Origin of the sequence: Mesorhizobium sp. M8A.F.Ca.ET.207.01.1.1, from assembly GCF_004794715.1 — a bacterium.
Taxonomy (GTDB): Bacteria; Pseudomonadota; Alphaproteobacteria; order Rhizobiales; family Rhizobiaceae; genus Mesorhizobium.
Window position 1 is genome coordinate 1 of the sequence record NZ_SRUS01000016.1, and the last position, 19,744, is coordinate 19,744.

Annotated in this window: 21 protein-coding genes and 1 pseudogene; 9 read left to right on the plus strand and 13 right to left on the minus strand. The window is 61.4% G+C overall.

All coding sequences use genetic code 11. From position 1 onward, the window contains the following. Window positions 1–260 precede the first annotated feature (260 nt). The 4 genes from EN850_RS31050 to EN850_RS31065 form a co-directional block, all read right to left on the minus strand. A complete protein-coding gene (locus EN850_RS31050) occupies window positions 261–944 on the minus strand; it encodes a lytic transglycosylase domain-containing protein (protein WP_024505647.1) in 684 nt (227 codons plus the stop codon). After that, a complete protein-coding gene (locus EN850_RS31055) occupies window positions 932–1,480 on the minus strand; it encodes a S26 family signal peptidase (protein ID WP_024505646.1) in 549 nt (182 codons plus the stop codon). Before EN850_RS31055 ends, EN850_RS31050 begins: the two co-directional genes overlap by 13 nt. Further along, window positions 1,477–1,746, minus strand: coding sequence for a helix-turn-helix domain-containing protein (locus tag EN850_RS31060; RefSeq protein ID WP_024505645.1), 270 nt, complete (start codon window positions 1,744–1,746; stop codon window positions 1,477–1,479). Before EN850_RS31060 ends, EN850_RS31055 begins: the two co-directional genes overlap by 4 nt. A gap of 181 nt (window positions 1,747–1,927) precedes the next feature. Continuing rightward, complete coding sequence (locus EN850_RS31065; protein ID WP_024505644.1) at window positions 1,928–2,251, minus strand: DUF736 domain-containing protein; 324 nt, start codon at window positions 2,249–2,251, stop codon at window positions 1,928–1,930. A gap of 1,010 nt (window positions 2,252–3,261) precedes the next feature. Here EN850_RS31065 and EN850_RS31070 point away from each other — a divergent pair. The 3 genes and pseudogenes from EN850_RS31070 (at window position 3,262) to groL (ending at window position 5,686) form a co-directional block, all read left to right on the plus strand. Then, entirely contained in the window at window positions 3,262–3,609 is a 348-nt protein-coding gene (locus tag EN850_RS31070; protein ID WP_063169239.1) for a hypothetical protein, read from the plus strand. A 62-nt stretch (window positions 3,610–3,671) separates the two neighbouring features. Further along, a pseudogene (groES, locus tag EN850_RS31075) lies at window positions 3,672–3,965 on the plus strand (co-chaperone GroES); the annotation flags it as partial. A gap of 65 nt (window positions 3,966–4,030) precedes the next feature. Continuing rightward, window positions 4,031–5,686, plus strand: coding sequence for a chaperonin GroEL (gene groL, locus EN850_RS31080; RefSeq protein WP_126057772.1), 1,656 nt, complete (start codon window positions 4,031–4,033; stop codon window positions 5,684–5,686). Window positions 5,687–5,843: 157 nt separating this feature from the next. Here the strand turns inward: groL and EN850_RS31085 are convergent, their stop codons facing one another. Next, a complete protein-coding gene (locus EN850_RS31085) occupies window positions 5,844–6,845 on the minus strand; it encodes a zincin-like metallopeptidase domain-containing protein (RefSeq protein WP_127309909.1) in 1,002 nt (333 codons plus the stop codon). 611 nt (window positions 6,846–7,456) lie between these two features. Here EN850_RS31085 and EN850_RS37415 point away from each other — a divergent pair. After that, entirely contained in the window at window positions 7,457–8,026 is a 570-nt protein-coding gene (locus EN850_RS37415; RefSeq protein WP_245454735.1) for a hypothetical protein, read from the plus strand. Window positions 8,027–8,032: 6 nt separating this feature from the next. Here EN850_RS37415 and EN850_RS31095 read toward each other — a convergent pair whose 3' ends face one another. Further along, window positions 8,033–9,232 (minus strand): cation:dicarboxylase symporter family transporter, encoded by a 1,200-nt coding sequence (locus tag EN850_RS31095; protein ID WP_306462679.1) that lies wholly within the window; start codon window positions 9,230–9,232, stop codon window positions 8,033–8,035. Window positions 9,233–9,939: 707 nt separating this feature from the next. On the opposite strand from EN850_RS31095, the gene EN850_RS31100 reads away from it, so the two are divergent. Then, window positions 9,940–10,329: a hypothetical protein gene (locus EN850_RS31100; RefSeq protein WP_024505560.1), complete on the plus strand. Its 390-nt coding sequence runs from the start codon at window positions 9,940–9,942 to the stop codon at window positions 10,327–10,329. Between the two features lie 189 nt (window positions 10,330–10,518). Here the strand turns inward: EN850_RS31100 and EN850_RS31105 are convergent, their stop codons facing one another. From EN850_RS31105 to EN850_RS31110, 3 genes are all read right to left on the minus strand, one after another. After that, on the minus strand, window positions 10,519–10,764 hold the full coding sequence (locus EN850_RS31105) for a hypothetical protein (protein ID WP_063169243.1): 246 nt from the start codon (window positions 10,762–10,764) through the stop codon (window positions 10,519–10,521). A gap of 174 nt (window positions 10,765–10,938) precedes the next feature. Continuing rightward, window positions 10,939–11,073, minus strand: a complete 135-nt coding sequence (locus EN850_RS37790) for a hypothetical protein (protein ID WP_256754986.1) — start codon at window positions 11,071–11,073, stop codon at window positions 10,939–10,941. Continuing rightward, complete coding sequence (locus tag EN850_RS31110; protein ID WP_245454734.1) at window positions 11,066–11,536, minus strand: hypothetical protein; 471 nt, start codon at window positions 11,534–11,536, stop codon at window positions 11,066–11,068. Before EN850_RS31110 ends, EN850_RS37790 begins: the two co-directional genes overlap by 8 nt. Window positions 11,537–12,135: 599 nt before the next feature. Here EN850_RS31110 and EN850_RS37420 point away from each other — a divergent pair. Next, window positions 12,136–12,384 (plus strand): DUF6074 family protein, encoded by a 249-nt coding sequence (locus EN850_RS37420; protein WP_063169245.1) that lies wholly within the window; start codon window positions 12,136–12,138, stop codon window positions 12,382–12,384. Window positions 12,385–12,750: 366 nt separating this feature from the next. Here the strand turns inward: EN850_RS37420 and EN850_RS31120 are convergent, their stop codons facing one another. The 4 genes from EN850_RS31120 to panB form a co-directional block, all read right to left on the minus strand. Then, window positions 12,751–13,383, minus strand: a complete 633-nt coding sequence (locus tag EN850_RS31120) for an acyl-homoserine-lactone synthase (RefSeq protein WP_126057769.1) — start codon at window positions 13,381–13,383, stop codon at window positions 12,751–12,753. 92 nt (window positions 13,384–13,475) lie between these two features. Next, entirely contained in the window at window positions 13,476–14,195 is a 720-nt protein-coding gene (locus tag EN850_RS31125; RefSeq protein WP_126057768.1) for a LuxR family transcriptional regulator, read from the minus strand. Window positions 14,196–14,293: 98 nt separating this feature from the next. Beyond that, window positions 14,294–15,202, minus strand: coding sequence for a pantoate--beta-alanine ligase (gene panC, locus EN850_RS31130; RefSeq protein WP_024505565.1), 909 nt, complete (start codon window positions 15,200–15,202; stop codon window positions 14,294–14,296). Then, a complete protein-coding gene (panB, locus tag EN850_RS31135) occupies window positions 15,199–16,035 on the minus strand; it encodes a 3-methyl-2-oxobutanoate hydroxymethyltransferase (protein ID WP_126063927.1) in 837 nt (278 codons plus the stop codon). The genes panC and panB overlap by 4 nt, the downstream gene beginning before the upstream one ends. A gap of 171 nt (window positions 16,036–16,206) precedes the next feature. Between panB and EN850_RS31140 the strand changes: the two genes are divergently transcribed. The 3 genes from EN850_RS31140 to EN850_RS31150 all read left to right on the plus strand — a co-directional run bounded on the left by EN850_RS31140 (window position 16,207) and on the right by EN850_RS31150 (window position 19,744). Beyond that, window positions 16,207–17,169 carry a hypothetical protein gene (locus EN850_RS31140; protein ID WP_126063926.1) on the plus strand — a complete coding sequence of 321 codons (963 nt, stop codon included), beginning with the start codon at window positions 16,207–16,209 and terminating at the stop codon, window positions 17,167–17,169. A gap of 62 nt (window positions 17,170–17,231) precedes the next feature. Further along, window positions 17,232–18,206 (plus strand): quinolinate synthase NadA, encoded by a 975-nt coding sequence (gene nadA / locus EN850_RS31145; RefSeq protein ID WP_126063925.1) that lies wholly within the window; start codon window positions 17,232–17,234, stop codon window positions 18,204–18,206. Then, the gene (locus EN850_RS31150) at window positions 18,203–19,744 is read left to right on the plus strand and encodes an L-aspartate oxidase (protein WP_024505569.1); all 1,542 of its coding nucleotides are present in this window, start codon (window positions 18,203–18,205) and stop codon (window positions 19,742–19,744) included. Before nadA ends, EN850_RS31150 begins: the two co-directional genes overlap by 4 nt.

The window sequence follows — 19,744 nt, forward strand, 5'->3', positions numbered from 1 at the left end:
CCTGGCCGGCATAGCGTTTGCCGGCCTTCGAGCCGCGCGACCCGATTTTGCCGAGCTTCGGCCTGAACTCGTCATCCTTAATGCGAGCCTCCCAGACATATCAAGCAAAATCAGACACTTACACGTCAAACCCTCTTGGCACCGGCGGCAGCCTCCCGGAAAAACGATGTGCAGACAAAGATTTAACCGCCTCCTGGAGGCGGTACCTTTATCTTGCCTTCCGCGCCCAGCCCCGCCAGACGCGCCCCCGTCCGCCATGGCTAACGCACCGGCTCCTTCGGCTGCGCGCCGTCCTTGCCGAGCGGCACGAAGAGATCGCCGTTTCGCACGCCTGAGTGAACACCGTCATGAATGAAGAACAGCGACCGTCCGAGAGGAGCGATTTGCGCCTTTGGAGCGACAGATTGGCTTTCGAACGCCTCGATGTCGGCCGCCGAAACTCCGGCCGCCTTGAGTTGGTCGAGGTACTCGACGGTCTCTTCTGGCAGCGGTTTGCCACGCTTCAAATGCTCGTCGTAGCGCTCGGGACCGGCATTGTAGGCGCCAAACAGGCCAGGAAATCCGAAGCGGTCATACATGGCACTGAGATAGGCCGTGCCGGCCAGGATATTGTCGCGCGGATCGTGGGGGTTAGGCCCAAGGCCGTGTTCGACCCGCATCTCTTCATAGGTGCCGGGCATCACCTGCATGAGGCCCATGGCGCCAGCGGGGGAGGTGATGGGGCGGCCGCCGCGCATTGTCTTGCCGCCGCTTTCGGCAGCCATGACGGCATAGATCCAGGCTTGGGGAATATGGAAGCGCCGGCTTGCTTCCGATACCAACGTCTGCCACTTTCGCAGCTGCGGACTTTGGGAGATGGCGACCGGCTCAGCGCCGGTCGAGGCGGAACAGGCGCATGGCGCAATGGCGATCATGCCCAACAAGAGGAGGGTCACTCGGTCCATAGTGGTACGAGCCTCCCGATGACATTTTGAGTGGGAACAGGCCCGAAATAGCGGCTGTCGAAGGAGCGGTTTTTGTCGCTGCCGAGCAGGAAAACCTCGTTATCCCCGAGCGCTCGGCAGCCGTTCCACCATGGCAAAGGTCGGCCTTCGGCGTCGATTTTGAGCCGGCGCGCGACGATGTCGCCGCCGATGATGATGGCGTCATTGAAGGCGCAGACATTATCGTCCGGCAGCGCTGCAAGACGTTTTGCCAGCGGCACATTGCGAGGCAGATAGCTGCGCTCGGCGGCGAGATACGCCGCGTATTCAGGCGGGCGCACGAGCACGAGATCGCCACGCGCCAGCGCTCCCGCAGCGATGCGGTAAAGGCCGATCGGCGCGCTGGCCGAGGCGTTCCAGACCAGCCAAGGGGCGGGCTTTCCCAGCGCCGTGAAGCCCAAAAGACCGAGACCGGCCGCGGCCAAGGCGACCGTCTTACGGGCTCGAACACGCCTCAGGCGGCTGCCGATCAGATGGATGGAAGGGCGCCGCCTCATGAACGGCCTCCCGTGCCGCCCTGGCCGGAACCGGCCTTGCCATCGCCGGCGATGGAGTGCTGCGGGTGTCCTTTCGACCAATGGTCGAGTTCGTCGATGTGATAGCGGACATAGCGGCCGTGCTTGCGGAATTTCGGGCCGCCGCCCTTGAGCCGCATCTTTTCGAGCGTGCGCTGGGAGAGCCCGATATAGAAGGCGGCTTGGGCTGTGCTGAGAAACGGGCTGCCCTTTTTCGCGCGGGCCGCGCGTTCGTTTTCGTCGTCCATGATGATCCTCGTTTCGCTTCGGACAAGCGAGGGCGAGGATGGGCGAGGGAGATCGTCTCGGGGACGGGCGAAGAGTCGGGGGAGAGTTTTCGCCGCCCTTTAGGGCGGACGGGGTTTGGGTGGAACTCCTGGGAATGAGCCCCGCGCCGGGGCTGCGGCGCGAGGCTCTTATCTCGGCCGGTCAGTCGGCCGGGTTCCAGATGATGGCGTAGGTGTCGTGATCGTCCTGGCCGGCGGCTCGGCCGAGATTGGCGTAGAGCTTGCGCGGTCCGAACTCCGGCGCTGCAATCGACAGGCTCACATAATCCTTGCCGGAAGTCTCGCCGGTGCGGATCCAGCCAGCGCCGACTTCGACCCCTTGCGTAAGCACCCGGAAGTCGGGATGGTTATCGGCGCTCTTGGCCTGGTTGGGGACGATATCGATGTCGGCGCGGACGCTGAGCGTCTTGAACTGGCCCTTGTAGGCGCCGTTTTCCTGCTTGTTGACGTAACCGATCGCGGTCATTTCGAAGTCTCCTTTTGTGGTTTCGCCGGGGACCATCCCCTGCGATGGCGCACCGTAATGGGCGCGTCAGGACCGCCTGAATCCGACAGGGCCGCAGCGACAGTGAAGGACCCGAGCGGGCAGCTTTTTTGTGAGCGAAGCGGCGCGAGGAAGCCGCCGCAGGCGGCGGGGAAAAAAGCTGATGGCGCGAGGGTTTCGGGCGGCCGGACCCGCCCATAGGTCGACAAGCCAGCCGCAGGGATGGTCCTTGGAGAGAGCATGGAGACCGCTCGCCAAGTGCGGTCTGTCAGCCAAGCAGGACGCCGGGATGAAACGGCCTGCAAAGATGCTGCGCCCTTATGCCGGATCGAGATCGTGCCAGCGGGTCGGGCGCCAGAGCAGACATCCGGCATGGTGCGATCTATGAAAGCAGGGCTCGCCAGCGGGAATTTGATACGCGAGGGGGCCAAAGTAAGGCTGGATGAGAAGCCGGTGCTACCTGCAGGTCCAGTGTCATGTGGCGGCGCTCGGGAAACCGCTACGCAATGTAACGCGCTCTTATGAGGCGAACAGACCGGCCCCAAAACCGATCGACCGGTGGTCGGCGCGAAACGCGTCATGCCTGTCCGAAAGCTGACAGTGGCAGAAGACGCATGTCGGGTTCCGCACAATTGACCATGCTGGATTTGTGAGGTTTTCAGGGAGAGCCATGCGTTCACTTCCCAGTGAGCTTTGGCACGGCATTTGCTCTTGATGTGGCAACACGGATCGAAGGTTGACTGCATGCACAAGCGCGAGATGAGCAATGCTCTCCTTTCCTGGAGGCTTGGCAGCAGATTCGATTTGACGTTGCGAGGAGCTTCAGCCGCTCGCGGCGGAAGTGATCTCAAATCTGAAGGCACCGTTGGGGCCGCAGCCATCAAACACATCTTTCTCTTTTTCGCAGCTCGTCTTCAACGCGATGCGGACTTCTTCGCGTCGACGGCGGCCGAAGGTGGAGAAGGGGCTCGACTTGCAAAAAGGAGTTGTCAATGACGTCTTACGTTCGCACCAACAGCCCGGCGCAGGTGCGCTCACTGTCCACCTTTGGCAAGCATCTGCAAAGGAGCGTGCTGACGGCGACGCTGCTTGCCGCGGCTTCGACGGGAAGTGAAGCGCAGCCCTATGTTCGTGCTGACGGCAGCACGACTGACGACTTGGAAGCGGCGCGAGCAAGTTGGCGTCATGACGCCGAATTCAATGGAAATGTGGGGCTCGCAGCCATCAACGCGGATGCCGCGTATGCGTTGGGTTCCACCGGGGAGGGGGCCAGAGCTCCTCGCCTGCCCTCGTCCGTCTTGACGAGTGCCCGCTTACAGCCTACCTCACTATCGCGTTAGCACTCGTCCATCGCGAGTGCTAACAAAAACCCCTCAACAGCGCACCAGGGAAAAATCCGAAAATGGCAAAGTCGAAGTTCCGCCCGCTGCATGACCGCGTGGTCGTTCGCCGGGTCGAATCCGAATCCAAGACCGCTGGCGGGATCATCATCCCCGACACGGCAAAGGAAAAGCCGCAGGAAGGCGAGATCATCGCTGTCGGCTTCGGCGCTCGTGACGAAGCTGGCAAGCTGGTCCCGCTGGACGTCAAGGCCGGCGACCGCATCCTGTTCAGCAAGTGGTCGGGCACGGAAGTCAAGCTCAATGGCGAAGACCTTCTGATCATGAAGGAATCCGACATCATGGGCATCATCGGCTCATATCAGGCCCTTTCGTCAACTGAATTCCCGGGCTCGATTGAAGCCCCTGCCAGGAGCTAAAAATGGCTGCCAAAGACGTAAAATTCTCCCGCGATGCCCGCGAGCGCATGCTGCGCGGTGTCAACATCCTCGCTGACGCGGTGAAGGTCACGCTCGGCCCCAAGGGCCGCAACGTGGTCATCGACAAGTCGTTCGGCGCCCCGCGCATCACCAAGGACGGCGTCACCGTCGCCAAGGAAATCGAGCTTGAGGACAAGTTCGAAAACATGGGCGCGCAGATGGTCCGCGAAGTTGCTTCGAAGACCAACGACATCGCTGGCGACGGCACCACGACCGCGACCGTTCTGGCGCAGTCGATCGTCCAGGAAGGCCACAAGGCCGTTGCCGCCGGCATGAACCCGATGGACCTGAAGCGCGGCATCGACCTCGCGGTAACCGACGTCGTTGCGACCCTGATCAAGAACGCCAAGAAGATCAAGACCTCCGAAGAGGTTGCCCAGGTCGGCACCATCGCCGGCAACGGCGATGCTTCGGTCGGCAAGATGATCGCCGAAGCGATGCAGAAGGTCGGCAACGAAGGCGTCATCACGGTTGAGGAAGCCAAGACCGCCGAGACCGAACTCGAAGTCGTCGAAGGCATGCAGTTCGACCGCGGCTACCTCTCGCCCTACTTCGTCACCAACGCCGACAAGATGGTTGCCGAGCTCGAGGACGTCTACATCCTCCTGCACGAGAAGAAGCTGTCCAACCTCCAGGCCATGCTGCCGGTTCTCGAAGCCGTCGTGCAGACCTCGAAGCCGCTGCTCATCATCTCGGAAGACGTCGAAGGCGAGGCTCTGGCCACGCTGGTCGTCAACAAGCTGCGTGGCGGCCTGAAGATCGCCGCCGTCAAGGCGCCGGGCTTCGGTGATCGCCGCAAGGCCATGCTGGAAGACATCGCCATCCTCACCGGTGGCCAGGTCATCTCGGAAGACCTCGGCATCAAGCTCGAGAACGTCGGCCTCAACATGCTCGGCCGCGCCAAGAAGGTGTCGATCTCCAAGGAGAACACCACCATCGTCGACGGCGCCGGCAAGAAGGCCGAGATCCAGGGCCGCGTTGCCCAGATCAAGCAGCAGATCGAAGAGACCACTTCGGACTACGACAAGGAGAAGCTGCAGGAACGTCTGGCGAAGCTCGCCGGCGGCGTTGCGGTGATCCGCGTCGGCGGTGCGACGGAAGTCGAAGTCAAGGAAAAGAAGGACCGCGTCGATGACGCCCTCAACGCGACCCGCGCGGCCGTCGAAGAAGGCATCGTTGCTGGTGGTGGCGTCGCGCTGCTGCGCGCTTCGGCCAACATCAAGGCCACCGGCGTCAATGCCGACCAGGCCGCCGGCATCAACATCGTGCGTCGTGCGCTGCAGGCTCCGGCCCGCCAGATCGCGGCCAACGCCGGTGCGGAAGCATCGATCGTTGCCGGCAAGATCCTTGAGAACAAGGGCGCGACCTTCGGCTACAACGCCCAGACCGGCGAGTATGGCGACATGATCGCCATGGGTATCGTCGATCCGGTCAAGGTTGTCCGTACGGCTCTTCAGGACGCGGCCTCGGTCGCCGGCCTGCTGGTCACCACCGAAGCCATGATCGCGGAGGCTCCGAAGAAGGAGTCGGCTGGCGGCGGCATGCCTGGCGGCATGGGCGGCGGCGGCATGGGCGGCATGGGCGGCATGGATTTCTAATCCAGCTCTGGCAGCTTTCGCAACGAGAGGGCGGCATCAATGCCGCCCTCTTTTTTTGCGAACCTCGGTCCGATGAACGATCGACGCCAACGCCGGCCATCGGCGTTAGGGCAACCTCAAAAGAACTGTCGAGTTGGTTGCGCGCGGCTTTGCGTCATCAGAGGCGCAAGGCGGTCGCGTGTGAGGATTGCGCGCTCCCATAGGCGGTTTCGGCATGTGCCTCGCCTTCGACATCGACATTGCGGCCAAGCAGGAAATCGGCGGCTTTCGAGGCATGGCTTGCGGCGCGGAAGATGGCGCGGTTGTCCTCGCGCAAAACCGTCAGCCATGAGCCGATGTAGTCGGCATGGCGCACGCTCGGCTCGATGCCGAGACTGCTGCAGATGAAGGCTGATGCGATTTCGGCGACCAGTTCCTCGCGCGCATAGGTGTTGGACCCGAAGGAGCCGGACAGGTCGCGCGCGAGTCGCCTCGGGTGGCCGGTCCAGTGGCCAAGCTCGTGAAAGCAGGTCCGGTAATAGTCGATCTGGTGGAAGAAAGCCGGCTGCGGCGGCACCTGTATGGTGTCGCTGCCGGGCATGTAGAAGGCGCGCTCGCCGCCGATGCGAAAATCAGCGCCGGTTGCATGAATGAGCGCCTCGGCCTGCGGGACCATCTCGCGCTCAGGCAGAGGCTCGCCGGCGGCGTAAAGATGTTCGGGCAGATTATCGCACTGCGCGACATTGAAGACGGTGAAGCGCTTCAGGAAGGGCACCGCCTGCGGTTCGTCGCCATCGGTGTCGGCGCGTTGCTTTTCGTTCTTGGGAACAAAGCGGTCAGCGTGAACGATGGTGGTGCCGTGCTCGCCCTTCCTGACATTGCCGCCAAGCGAAAGCGCCTGCCGGAAGGTGAGCCAGTTCTGGCTGGGGAAACCGCGCTCGATGACCGCGCCCCACAGGATCAGGATATTGATGCCGGAATATCGGCGCTGGGTGGCCGCATTCCGCGGCAGGCCGAGGCCTGTCCTTGCCCTGCCCCACGGCTTGACCCATGGCACGGTGCCGCGCTCCAGTTCGGCAATGATGCGGTCGGTGATTTCCTGATAAAGGCTGGCGCCGGTGCGCCCGCCACTGTCTGCGCCAGCCTGTCGGCTGCCGCAACGTTTGTTGTTTGCACGCATCGTGATGTCCTCCGCTCTACAATCGCGCGCCCTCCCCGGAAGCGGGGTGGGCGGCAAAAGCGACCGGAAAGGCCCGCCGTCGGAGGCGGACTGCATCAGCAGGACCGGAACGGAGTGGAGGACCCGAAAGCGACAAGCGAAGGGTTGCGGGACGCCGCGGCGGGCCTAGAAGGGAGTGCTGCCCACCCTGCGCCAGGGGGAAGGCCACAATAGAAAGACGCCGGCCGACAGGCCGGCGACCGTCAGCAGCCGAAGGCTGCCCCGCGCCAGGGGGCGATGCCGCAGGGCCAAGACCGCCTGAGCTTGCCGAAGAAAAGCGGGCTCGGTTCACGAGCACCCGGCCAGCGACTTCAGGCGCGGGCGCTCAGGATTGTTGTTGGCGCCCACGGCAGCTGGATGACCGCAACAAGATTACGAGGAGCGACAGCAAAGCCAGCTGCCACAAACGGCACGCTCCGGCAACAACAGCGTGGCCGGTCTACAGATGCTGCCCCGCACGAGAGCCAGCACGCTTTGAGCGCGCATCGGCGATGCAAGCGTTGCAAGCTGGCCATGTCCACAAGGTCGGCGACCACTATATCGCCGACCACCAACGCGGGCGTACCGTCTAAGTGCAGACCTTTCGCGAGTGCGCGGACCGCGCATTTCATCTGCGATGGCCGGATCTTGCATTCCCGCTTGAGCTGCTCAACGTCAAGGCCTACACGCGCTGCGATCTTGAGAGTGACCCTTCAACTGGGGGAAATCATAAGGGCGCGGTGGAATTCGTCGAACTTTCCCTGTTTTCTCGAGGCGAGTGCGGCGAAGGCTGGGAATTGGGAATCCGGTCCCAGGACCGGGAACTGTTTGATCACAAGCTTCAGATTGGGTTCATGCTTGAAGGCTTTTTGGTAGTTGATATCAGCCAGTCTGCAATGCGGACAGTTGTGGTAGTCATTGAATATGACCAGAACGGCATCGCCTTGCGGGTTGCCGGCGATTGGCGAAGGAGATCGTTGTCGAATGCGCCGCTCCACTTTTGCCTGTCGGTCGACCACGCCTGCCGGTGCAGGTTCGCGCTATATTGGCTCGCCAGCAAGGCGAGGAGTAAAAGAAGAGCTGCGACAGTGATGGCAGTCGGCTTAGACATGAGTCTCCAATCCATGGACGGCGTGGCAGCAACGGCCGCCTTTTTGGTGTAAAATGGGTCAGTTTTGATCGTGCCCCGCAGTTGCTACAGGCGCACAGGTGCCGGTGCGATCTGGCGGTTTCTCAAATACGGCTTTGCGCCATCGGGTCCACCCCAATAGCTGAGCGTCGTTCGCACGGGGAATTGTGTTCACCACGCCGGGCGACTTGACCGTCCACCGCCGGAGCGCTGAACGGTCCGCTAGTGAGGCGCTCCCCGAATCGTCGTTTATCCCGCTCGCCCCGGACCGGGTGACAGCCAGCGTTGCCGCTACGCTGCGGAGAAAAACCGTCAGCGCGTGGCATTCGGACATAAGCTGATCGACGCCAAGAATAAGCCCCACGGAGGTGACCGGTGCGGCCGGAACAAGAAAGAGCGTTGCAGCCATTGTGACGAGGCCTGCACCGGTAATGCGGGTTGTTCCGTTCGAAGGGAACAATGCGACAAACAGCATGAGGATCCGGCAGCCGATCGGGAGATCAGTTTTCGTCGCTTGGGCGATGAAAAGGGCGGCGAGCATCATATTCGTGCCGTCCAGATTGAATGGAATGAGACCCACGACCGAATGCGTGGCGCCGGCCCTTTCCATCTTCTCCATGAGCGAGGCCAGCGCGGCCTCTGAGGAGGACATTGCGAGCAGCAGCTCGTCCTTGATGTATCGGACGAGAGAGAAGAGCGAGCGGCCGTTGTAGCGGCAGACCGCGCCGAACAGGACCGAGAGGAACAAGACTTGCAGGATGTCGCCTTCCGCGAAGGCATTGGCAATCGTTGACGGGATGATGTTCATCAGGAAGCTGGTCACGGACTGCTCGTGAGCCGTGGCCACATAGCCCTTAACGGCTTGGACATCGAGCGAGGCCGGATCGATGTTGAGGCCGGCGCCAGGCTGAACGATATTCGCGACAATCAGCCCGACAACAAAAGCGAGCGTCGAAAAGGTGAGAAAATAGACCATCGCCTTGGCGGCAACTCGGCCGACCTTCTGCAGATCGCTCATGCCGGCAATGCCGGTCGCCATTGTCAGGAAGATGACAGGTACGGTGATTATCTTGACGACATCGACGAAGGCATCGCCGAGCGGCTTCAGGCTGTGGCCGGTCTCCAAATGGAAATAGCCGATTGCGGCACCCAGGATTATGGCGGCAAGTACCTGCACGTAGGTCCGGGCAAAATGGCGCTTGCGGGGCGCTGCGATCGCGCGGGGAACTCTTGGAACCAACACCGTCTCTCTCCTTGACCGGATCGGGGTGGGGCTCCTCCCTCTCCCATGCAGTGCTCCGGTCGAACGCTGCGCCCACTTCGGCGCAAACGATGTGCCAAATAGCAAAGAGGGGAAAACGCGCAGGACCTCACGCAATGCTTGCGATTCGCTCTCCCACACTCGTGCAGTGGTTGCCTGTCGCAACTATGGAAGGGTCGATTCTTGGGAACTCCAAAGGCCGCTCTTTGCGTCGAGCAGCTTGGCTGCCTGGAAGGTTCCCTCTTTGCCTTGCGGTCTGCGAGCTGAGTCCAGATCGTCATCATTTGGCTGCGCGCCGCACGGGGCTCGAAAGATTCAATCGAGGACGGGTCCTCTTGGAAAACGGGGGCAGCGTTGGTCAAGCCCTTCCACCCTGCTGTCCCAATGGTGTTCAGAAGCTCAGTTCACGATCAAGCGATGGATCAGCGTCATCTGGCGTTTGCGCCATCGCGGCGGCGTTGCAACGGGTCTGCCAAAGATGAGAAGGCCGCGAGGCAGGGTCCGAGACCTAGACTCCAACCTCATAGCGCGCTCGGCTCGCGTTCGGAAGGTTCGAACCGCAGCACGATCAGGTGGCGACACCGTTGGTCGGAACCGGAACCCGACGAATGATCGTTCGTGACCGACATCTGTGAACAAGCAGTATGTGTCATTGCAATCACCACCCGTTGCGCGGAAATGCCCATATGGCCGTGAATGAACTGGATTTGGTGATTTTCCAGATGGCGGTGGAAAGCGTCCGCTTGCTCTCTTCAAGCTTTGATGAGAAGGCGGCTGAGATAGCCACGAGGAGCCGTGGTAGCCTTCTTTTTGACGTGCGGGTGGACGGTGACCTGGAGGTCCAGCGAGTCGCAGCCATTGGATATCCAGGCGACAAGATCGGTGTGGTGGCATTGGACCGAGAGGGCCTTGTTAGCTGTTGTTGCCTAGTCAATGGCACCTTCTCACCTTTCATTGCACCGTTGGAGAACTGGACCAGCATGCCCCTTTCGATGCAGGCCCAGATCGATGTCACAGGCTATGCGAGGCTCCTTCTGGCCGCCTTGCGAAATGCTGGACATATGCTGGACAGGTAGCATCGCGATGATGTCTGTGATGAGATGGTGCAAACGGCTGGATGAGGCGATCGCTTGCTGGCAGCTTTGGCAACAAAGCGATCGGTGAGTTCGCAATGCTGGAACACGTCCTTTAGACTCTGCAGTTAAGTTAGCGGACTACCATCTGACGAATGCCCTCTGACAGTCTGCATGGCGCGGCATGCCCTCTTAGGAATGCAGCCGTGGTTCTACACCATCGGCTGTTTTTGTGTCGAAGGCGACGGGCACGCCATGAACGAAGGAAGCGGCCGCCAACAGTTCCTCCAACTCGCGGTCGGTGGCCTTGCATGCCGGCATTAGTGTTCGGATGGCGCGGATCGCCTGCGCCATGGAGAGAAAGCGGACCCTTCCCCTGGAAAGGACATAGGCTTCTGCGGCTTTTTCGACGGTGACGGTGTGAAACGAATTGGTCATGACGAATTCCTCCCTGAACCCTGACCAACCCGACTTATGGCACGAATTCGACCGCCTTCAAGCCTATGTCCGATTGCGGACAATAGCTGCGATTCGTTCAAAACCGCTGATGCTTTTGGGCGACCTGGTGAGGGGCAAGGAGACGTCGGCTGAACCCGTTTCAACCGACATGCTTCAGGCAGCGGCCAGGCCGAAATAACGCTGCTCCTCCTTGTCATAAGCGCCATGTGTGAGCTTTATCAATCCGGCACGGTCGATGATCGTGATCTCGCCGCGCTTGGCGTGCACCAGTCCTCGATACTCAAGCATTTGCAGGGCCGTGGTGACCCCGGGCGGTGGGCGCGAGCATGGTCGCCAGAAATTCATGCGTCGGGAGGATCTTATCTCCTTCCGCACGGTCGTGGACCATCAGCTGCCAGCGGGCCAGCCGTTCTTCGATCTTGGAGTGGCCATTGACCAGTGCCGTCCGGCATGATTGGACGAGGAACGCGTGGGCATAATCCAGCACTGAGGTGCGAAGCGACGGGCTAATCGCAGGGCGAAGGTTTTCAACCGGCAGGCGCCAGGTAGTGCTTTCCTTTCCGAGAATGACGGCAATTCCTTTCATCCCGTCATAGCCGACAATGCCGACTTCACCTTGCCGCCCGCCGGTCATGGTGGCGACCACCGACGCGATGCCCCTCTCGGGAAAATATACGTTCTTGATCGGCTGATGCGCGACCTCCAACTGGTCCTTGATGCCCGGTTCGACGTGATGCAGCGATGGTCGCAAAAGCGCGAAGTCCTGCGGGGTGAGGGCTTCAGCACCTGGTCGCGAAAGAGGGATCGGGCAAGGCTCTCTTCCAACGGGGCAAGAGCGCGTACGTCTTACTGTCGGCTGCACCGAAGTAAATGCCGGCCGATGCCAAAGCATAGGCTTCGAAACGCGCGATTGCAAAGCCCTGTCGGGGCAGTGCAGTCATGCTAGAAGTCGCGCCGCCTACGATAGGCAGCGGATGACATGATTCCCTTCTGCGGCGGCCACCAAGAACGGCTCGGGCACGCTTTAATCGTTCATACACAAGCTCGCAGGAATGTAAGCAGCGGAACAATCGGGTGATTCGTACCGCCCTGCCCTTTCAGAGATCAAGTCATTGGACGTCAATTCGGCTGGAACGCCTCGTCGAACGGCCCAGGAAAATGCAGCCGGATGAGCAATGGTGGTTCACCTTATGTGCGGTCCCGGATATGCGGTCCGGCGGCTCATCTCCCAATAGCTTGTCGATGGGGAAGTGGAACTCGTCATGTCGCCGCGAACCGTCACCGCGCTAGCGGGGCTCTTTTGAAGACGCCGGTGTTTTTCTTTGTGGAACTGAATCTGTGAGGTGATTGATGCATGAATCAAACATTTGCGTATTTCCGCTGCATCGGCGACGTATATTGGTCGAAAGTATCGCCCAGGCCCTCGAGACCAAGAACGGCGAGGCGGCGAGTGCGTTCTGGCGCTGTGCTGCCAAGAAAATGCTCATTCAATTGTCCGATGTAGGAATTGCGCCAGAGCTCGCTGCGCAGGAGGTTGGAAGCCTTCTTCATGCGGTCTTGGACGACATGGCCAACCGAACGGTAATGCACAAAGCATAGGCTCGGGCGCTGTTGGACCGCGCGTCAGCTCGGGTCCTTATCAGGGGACTGCTCCGACTGGCCGACGGTCCGGCCAAACCGGCATACCGGCAAAGGTTTGAGGTTGCGATCGCTCACGGCGGCCGGTCCAATATTCTAAGACGACCTCAGAAGCCACGTTGGCTTCTTTGGACGAAGCGGAGGGGCGCCATTTTGGCGTGCTCACGCTGGACTGCGGGTTGCGCCTACGGAAATCCAAAGTCCGGCCGCGCGAGCCAATCGACCGGAACAGTCGAAAGCTCGTGGGGGCGGGTCCGCTCACCCTCACGGCGGCGGTGGCGGCCGTGAGCAGACTTAACTCAAGTCACGGCTGAGCATCCGCAGGCGCTATGCCGATTGGATGAGAACTGGTTGCCACAACACCGGCCCGTTGAGGCGTCCCCTCCAGCGGATGCGCAAGAGACTGGCGTAGGAAATATCGAGGAAGCCGGCGACTGCCTCGGTGTTGCCGACCTGCTTGGGCTGTCCGATACGTGACAACGGCCAGGTGGCGAGACGAAGGATCCTTTCGATGCGCGTATCTGTCACCGTTACGATCCCGGAGAGATTGTTGGCCAAGCCGAATTCGATGATCCCCGCGAAGAGCTCGTAGGTTGCTTGGGCCAGGCCGCCAGCTGCCTTCGGCGCTGTCGCAGGGAGATCGAGCGCGAAACGACTACTCTCCCAGATATCGGCACTCGCAGGGACCACCATCTCATCCAGCAGCGTCGGAAACGTATCGCGCAACATTGTCGGTCCGGTGGTCGGCAAAAGGCGGACGCAGCCGCAAGTTCGCCAATCGGACCCCTTGAGAAGCAGGTAGACGGGGTTCAGGCTGTCAAACGGGTCCGTTTCCATTTCGCCTTCGGTCTGCACTTCCCAATCGAGCCGCTTCTTGAAAACCCGATACCTAAGTCCGTGCATTTCCTTGAGTTCGCTCGCAAACTCGGCGTAGCAGTCGGGTGTTATCAGCTGCATCATTGTCGTCTCCGTGCGGGATGTGTCCACGCAATCGAAGGGCAAAGCCGTCATGAATGCAGCCTGTAGACCTTTACAGCTAGACTTGGAGAGGATCAGGATCTCGCCCGAGCAGCCATCCGCACTACGGCCTGGTTGATGGTTCGCACGCCAAGCTTCGCCTTGGCGTTTTCCTGATGGAAGGTCACGGTGCGTTTCGAGACACCGAGAATCTGGCTGATATCCCAGGCCGACTTGCCGCACGCCGCCCATTTCAGGCACTCGAACTCCCGCCGGGTGAGCGTTATGCCATCTACCACGCAATCTTCGGCGAGCCTGCGCCGGGCATGGATATGAACGTTGATCGCAACCAGTTGCATTGCTTTTTCGTAGCGCGTCAGCGACCTCAGAAATGGCGGATGCGCCTCGTTGGAGGCGAAGGTCAGTGCGGCGAACCGGCCGCGATGATCATGCATCGACATGGTCAGTCCGCCGCGAATGCCGAACTCAGCTGCTTTTTCCAGGACTTCCTGCTGAGAGGTCGGCAAATAACGGTGATCGCGGTCCACACCCCAGTCGAAGGTATCCCAGCCCCGCAGTCCCCGCAGGATCACGGGATCCACGCTGTGGTAGCGCTGTTGCAGGTAATGTGATGTCCATGATGATGGATAATTCGAGATCAATCGCGGCCTGTCGCCGGAAGCGGATGGGTAGGTGAAATAAGCGAAGAGCGGAAAGTCGAACCCGGCTGCGGCGGACGCCATTGCCTCATGGAGATCGACGGCATCGACGCTTGCAGAGAGTTGCTCGACCAAGGTTTCAAATACGCGATGCATCTGCGCTTAGCGTACCTCGCGGAGGTTGCTGGAAGCCGACGGAGACGTGGTTCTAAATGATGGCCTGTCCCTGCAGGGCATACGACGCGCCGCCGTCATCACCGCAATTGCTGTGCTGCTTCCGATTGGAGAGAGCTCCGCCCACCTGACCAACTACCGATGGGTGATATTGCGACGTTATCGATGAGCCGCGTGTCGCCAAGCCAAGCCGCAGCAAGCAAGCGTGCCGGTCGGTCAAGGCTTGCTAACGATTGCAGGTCTGTTTCTCCGCGCAGCTCCAGGTATTCGAGCTCGCGATAGCCGGCAGCCAGAATTGCTGCACGCGCTTCATCAAGCGTAGGCAGGATGGGGGAGCCGCGTGCAAGCCGCTCGGCCGTATCGAGCAGGACCGATGCTAGTTTTGGGGCAATGGCGCGTTGGGCTGGGGAGAGCCGCACGTTACGCGACGATAGCGCAAGACCATCGGCTTCGCGGACTGTCGGACAGGGCACAATAGTGATCGGAATGTCGAGATCCCGGACCAAGCGCCTGACAAGCTGAAGTTGCTGAAAATCCTTTTCGCCAAAAAAGGCGAAGTCAGCGCCGGCCTGCAGGAAGAGCTTGGCCACGACCGTCGCCACGCCATTGAAATGGCCGGGCCGGAATGCGCCGCAAAGGCATTCGCTGATGCCGGACACTGAAACGGCCGTGGCGAAGCCCACCTGGTACATTTCCTCTGTGTCCGGCACATAGAGCAGATGCGTGCCCAGCAGAGCGAGCTTGGCAGCATCGTCGCTTTCCGTCCGAGGGTAGGCAATCAGGTCGGCGGGGCTGTTGAACTGCTTGGGGTTTACGAACAGCGTCACGATCACCCGCTCGGCCCTTTCGAGCGCCTTCCGCACGAGGCTCAGATGCCCGTCGTGCAAGGCTCCCATGGTCGGCACAATACCGATCGTGGCACCCGAGCGACGCCATTGCGCAACGACGCCGCGCAGCTCGCTCACGGTTCGAGCGATCGGCACGCTCATGTGAAGTCACCGGCCTTCAAGGCGTTGACATAGAGATGTTCGACCGCCGGAAAGTGCCGGTTCCGCACATCGGTGGCGTAAGCGGCGATTGCCGCCTCAGCCTGCTCACCGAGCTCGGCATAGCGTTTGACGAACTTCGGCCGAAATGAGGTGAAGAGCCCGAGCATATCGTGGCTCACCAGAATCTGGCCGTCGCAAGCTGGCGAGGCACCGATGCCGATTGTGGGTATGTCGATATCGGCGGTTATCTGCCGTGCAAGCTGCTCCGGTATCTTTTCCAGCACCAAGGAGAAGGCGCCCGCTTCGGTTACCGCCCTGGCGTCGCGCCTGATCCGCTCTGCATCGGCTCCCCGGCCCTGCACACGATAGCCTCCAAACGTGTTTACCGCCTGCGGCGTCAGGCCCACATGGGCCATGACAGGTACGCCGCGCGCGGTAAGGAAGCGGATGGTTTCCGAGATGGTCTCGCCGCCCTCGATCTTTACCGCTGAACAACCGGTCTCACCCATCACGCGCGCAGCGTTGCCGAAAGCGTGCTCTGGGCTTTCCTCGTAGGAACCGAAGGGCAGGTCGACGACCATCAGCGCGTGTTCAAGGCCGCGGCGAACGGCCTGTCCGTGCATGATCATCATGTCGAGCGTGACCCCCAGCGTCGACGACAGGCCGTGCAGCACCATGCCGACGCTGTCGCCGACAAGAACGATGTCGCAGTGGCGATCGAGCAGCCTCGCGACCGGCGTGGTGTAGGCCGTCAAGCATACAAGTGGCGTCTGGCCTTTTCGCGATCGAATATCTGGAGGAGTCATCCCTTTTATCTCACCAGCCGCGCTCAACCGAGGCCCCTTCCCTTACGTTACCAACAGCGGGTGTCGCGTTTGGCATATTTTTGTGCGACTGCGAAGAGCTAAAAACAGCGCTTGAGTACTCTGGTGTTGACGTGCTGGCTTCCAAGGTTACATTCAATCGATTAAGGCGCTCCGTTGGGCCAACCCGCTTTCGCAAACATGGATCCTCAGACAAGAAGAACCAAGAAAGGCAAAGCCGCCGTCAAAGCTGACGAAGCCAAAGTGGACCTGACTGCCGTCGTGGTCGCCGTAAACGACAGTGAGCCCTGTGTCCTCACAGTCGGTCATGCGGACACCCTCCCTTCTGGACCTTTTGCCCTTGAGCATCGATCACTGCAGTCGGGTTTGAGGGGGTGGGTGGAGCAGCAGACCGGCCATGCACTTGGATACATCGAGCAACTCTACACCTTCGCCGATCGCGATCGCATCGGCACTGAGCGCCACCAGCGCGTCATCTCAATCAGCTATCTCGCATTGACCAGGAAGGAACAGGCAACGAACTCGGCCGCGTGCGGCTGGCAAAGTTGGTACGAATATTTTCCCTGGGAGGACCACCGCTTCGGCACGCCGCCTGTGCTGCTCGATAGATTGCGGCCCCGCCTGATTGAGTGGGCCGGCGGCGCCAGCGAGCCGACCACTCAACGCGAGCGCCGGCAGCGCGCTGCGATAGCCTTCGGCTTCGACGACCGCCATTGGAACGAGGAACTCACGCTCCAACGCTACGAGTTGCTCTATGAAGCTGGTCTGATTGAGGAGGCCGGTGGCGGCAGGGACGCGATTGCGGCCGCGGCTGGCAAACCAATGGTCGCTGACCACCGTCGTATTCTGGCAACCGGGATCGCGCGGCTGCGTTCGAAGATCAAATACCGGCCGGTCGTGTTCGAGCTTATGCGGCCTTCCTTCACGCTGCTGCAACTGCAGCGAACCGTGGAAGCTTTGGCTGGCAGGCTGATCAACAAGCCGAACTTCCGGAGATTGGTCGAGCAGCAGGAACTTGTTGAGGAGACCGGGGAGACCTCCCTCGACACGGGCGGCCGACCGGCGAAGCTTTATCGCTTCCGGCATGCCGTCCTCGACGACAGGGCTATCGCCGGGACAAAATTACCGCTGGCGCGGGCTTGACATACTTATAGTCAAGGTAGATATATTCCCTTATTGTCAAACCGAATATAATCGAGGCGCCAATGACTGGGGCGTTACCTATGGCTGCGTCCCTGTATGAGCGTGTCCGGCGGGTGATCCCACCCGTTGAATGGCTCGCGTTCGCCGGCGATATTGAAGCCATCTTAGCGCTGAAGCGTGAGCGCAATGCGGTGGTGCTGGCGCACAATTACCAGACGCCCGAAATTTTTCATTGCGTGGCAGACATCGTCGGCGACAGCCTGGCGTTGGCCCACAAGGCGGTGACGGTCGACGCCGACATCATCGTGGTTGCCGGCGTTCATTTCATGGCCGAGACGGCAAAACTGCTCAATCCGAACAAGACCGTGCTCATCCCGGATCTCCGCGCCGGCTGCTCGCTGGCCGAATCGATCACGGCAAACGACGTGCGGCTAATGCGGCTGCGGTATCCGGGGGTCCCCGTTGTTACTTACGTCAACACTTCCGCCGCCGTAAAAGCGGAGTCCGACATCTGCTGCACGTCCGGCAACGCCAAGGCGGTGGTGGAATCGCTTGGCGTGGCGCGTGTGCTGATGCTCCCGGACGAATATCTGGCGAGGAACGTGGCAGCCGATACAGACGTCGAGATCATCGCCTGGAAAGGCCATTGCGAGGTGCATGAGCGCTTCACCGCAGCAGACATCCGGGAACTGCGCGATGCCCATCCAGGCGTCATCGTGCTGGCCCATCCAGAATGCCCACCAGACGTTGTCGCGGAGGCGGAGTTCTCCGGCTCGACCGCGGCGATGTCGGATTATGTCGAGCGTGAGAAACCGACGCGTGTCGTCCTTCTGACCGAATGTTCGATGAGCGACAACGTCGCGGTCGCGCATCCCGACGTCGAGTTCGTTCGCCCATGCAATCTGTGCCCGCACATGAAGCGCATCAACCTGGCCAACATTCGCGCCGCACTCGAGCAGAACCGGCATGAGGTCCGGATTGATCCCGAAATTGCCGGCCCCGCCCGCCGCGCGGTCGAGCGCATGCTTTCCCTATGAGTCTGGAGGTTCGCGACATCGCCGGGGCGCCGGTCGTCATCGGCGGCGGCATTGCCGGCCTGATGACGGCGCTTCATCTGGCGCCGGAACCGGTCGTGCTTTTGACGAACGCGCCGCTTGGAACCGGAGCCTGCAGTGAACTTGCCCAGGGCGGTCTTGCGGCAAGTCTCGGGGGCGACGACGGCCCAGATTTTCACCTTTGCGACACGATAGCTGCCGGCGACGGACTCTGCGATGAGGCCACGGTGCGGCGAGTGGTACGAGCTGCACCCGAAGCGATTAGGACGATCCAAAGGTTCGGCGTCGACTTCGACCAGCACCCTGACCGCGCGTTGCGACTTGGGCTCGAGGCGGCACACTCGCGACGGCGAATTGTGCATGCAGCCGGCGACGCCACCGGTCGCGAGTTGGTGCGCGCGCTCGTCGCCGCGGTTCGGCGTACAGCCTCGATCACCATTATCGAAAATGTGGAGGTCCGCCGGCTGGTCGTGCAGGACGGGTCGGTCATCGCCGTGGTCGCAGCAGGACGAGCCGGCGCGCTCGCTCTGCCCACGCGTCGCGCGGTGCTGGCGACCGGCGGCGTCGGCGGGCTGTTTTGCGACACGACAAACCCCGCTGGCTCATGGGGTCACGGGCTGGCGCTCGCCGCATGGGCGGGGGCGGAACTCGCCGACTTGGAATTCATACAGTTCCATCCAACTGCGCTCGACGGTCCGCGCCGGCCGATGCCGCTGGTGAGCGAAGCCGTGCGTGGCGAAGGCGCGGTGCTCATCGATGAGCGAGGAGAGCGCTTCCTCGCCGACACACCTGGCGGTGAACTTGCGCCTCGCGACGTCGTAGCGCGCGCCATTTGGCACCAGCTTGCCGTTGGACGCCGCGTATTCCTGGACGCACGGCAAAGTCTCGGCCCGAGATTTGGCAAGCGTTTTCCAGGCATCGCCGAATTGTGCCGGAGCGCAGGAATCGACCCCGCGACCGACCTGATCCCGGTGCGCCCGGCGGCACATTATCACATGGGCGGCGTCGCCGTAGACAGCGCCGGCCGCAGCTCCATCGAGGGATTGTGGGCCTGCGGTGAGGTGGCCTGTACCGGCCTGCACGGCGCCAACCGCCTGGCCAGCAACTCGCTCACCGAAGCGGCGGTCACCGCGAGCTGGGTTGCCGAAAGCGTTGCCGGCACGTCGTATACCCGGCGACCGCGCAGATGCTCCACATTCGTCCCTCCACGACCAGACGCTTCCGTGGTCCGCCCGATTGTCTCCGCCGCCCTGGGTATCATCCGCGACGGCGAGGCAATGCGCGAAGCGGTGGCGACCCTGCTGCCGATCGCAGCCAATAGTGTCGCTGCCTCTGGTCCGGCTTTGGTCTCACTGATGATCGCCGCGGCGGCCCTGAGGCGGGAAGAGAGTCGAGGCGCGCACTGTCGGTCCGATTTCCCGCTCCACGATGCCAACGTGCGCCCATCACGGCTGACACTGCACAGCGCAATGCGGGCCGCGGCCGCACTCGATTGCCGGGCTACCATACGGAGCACTTGA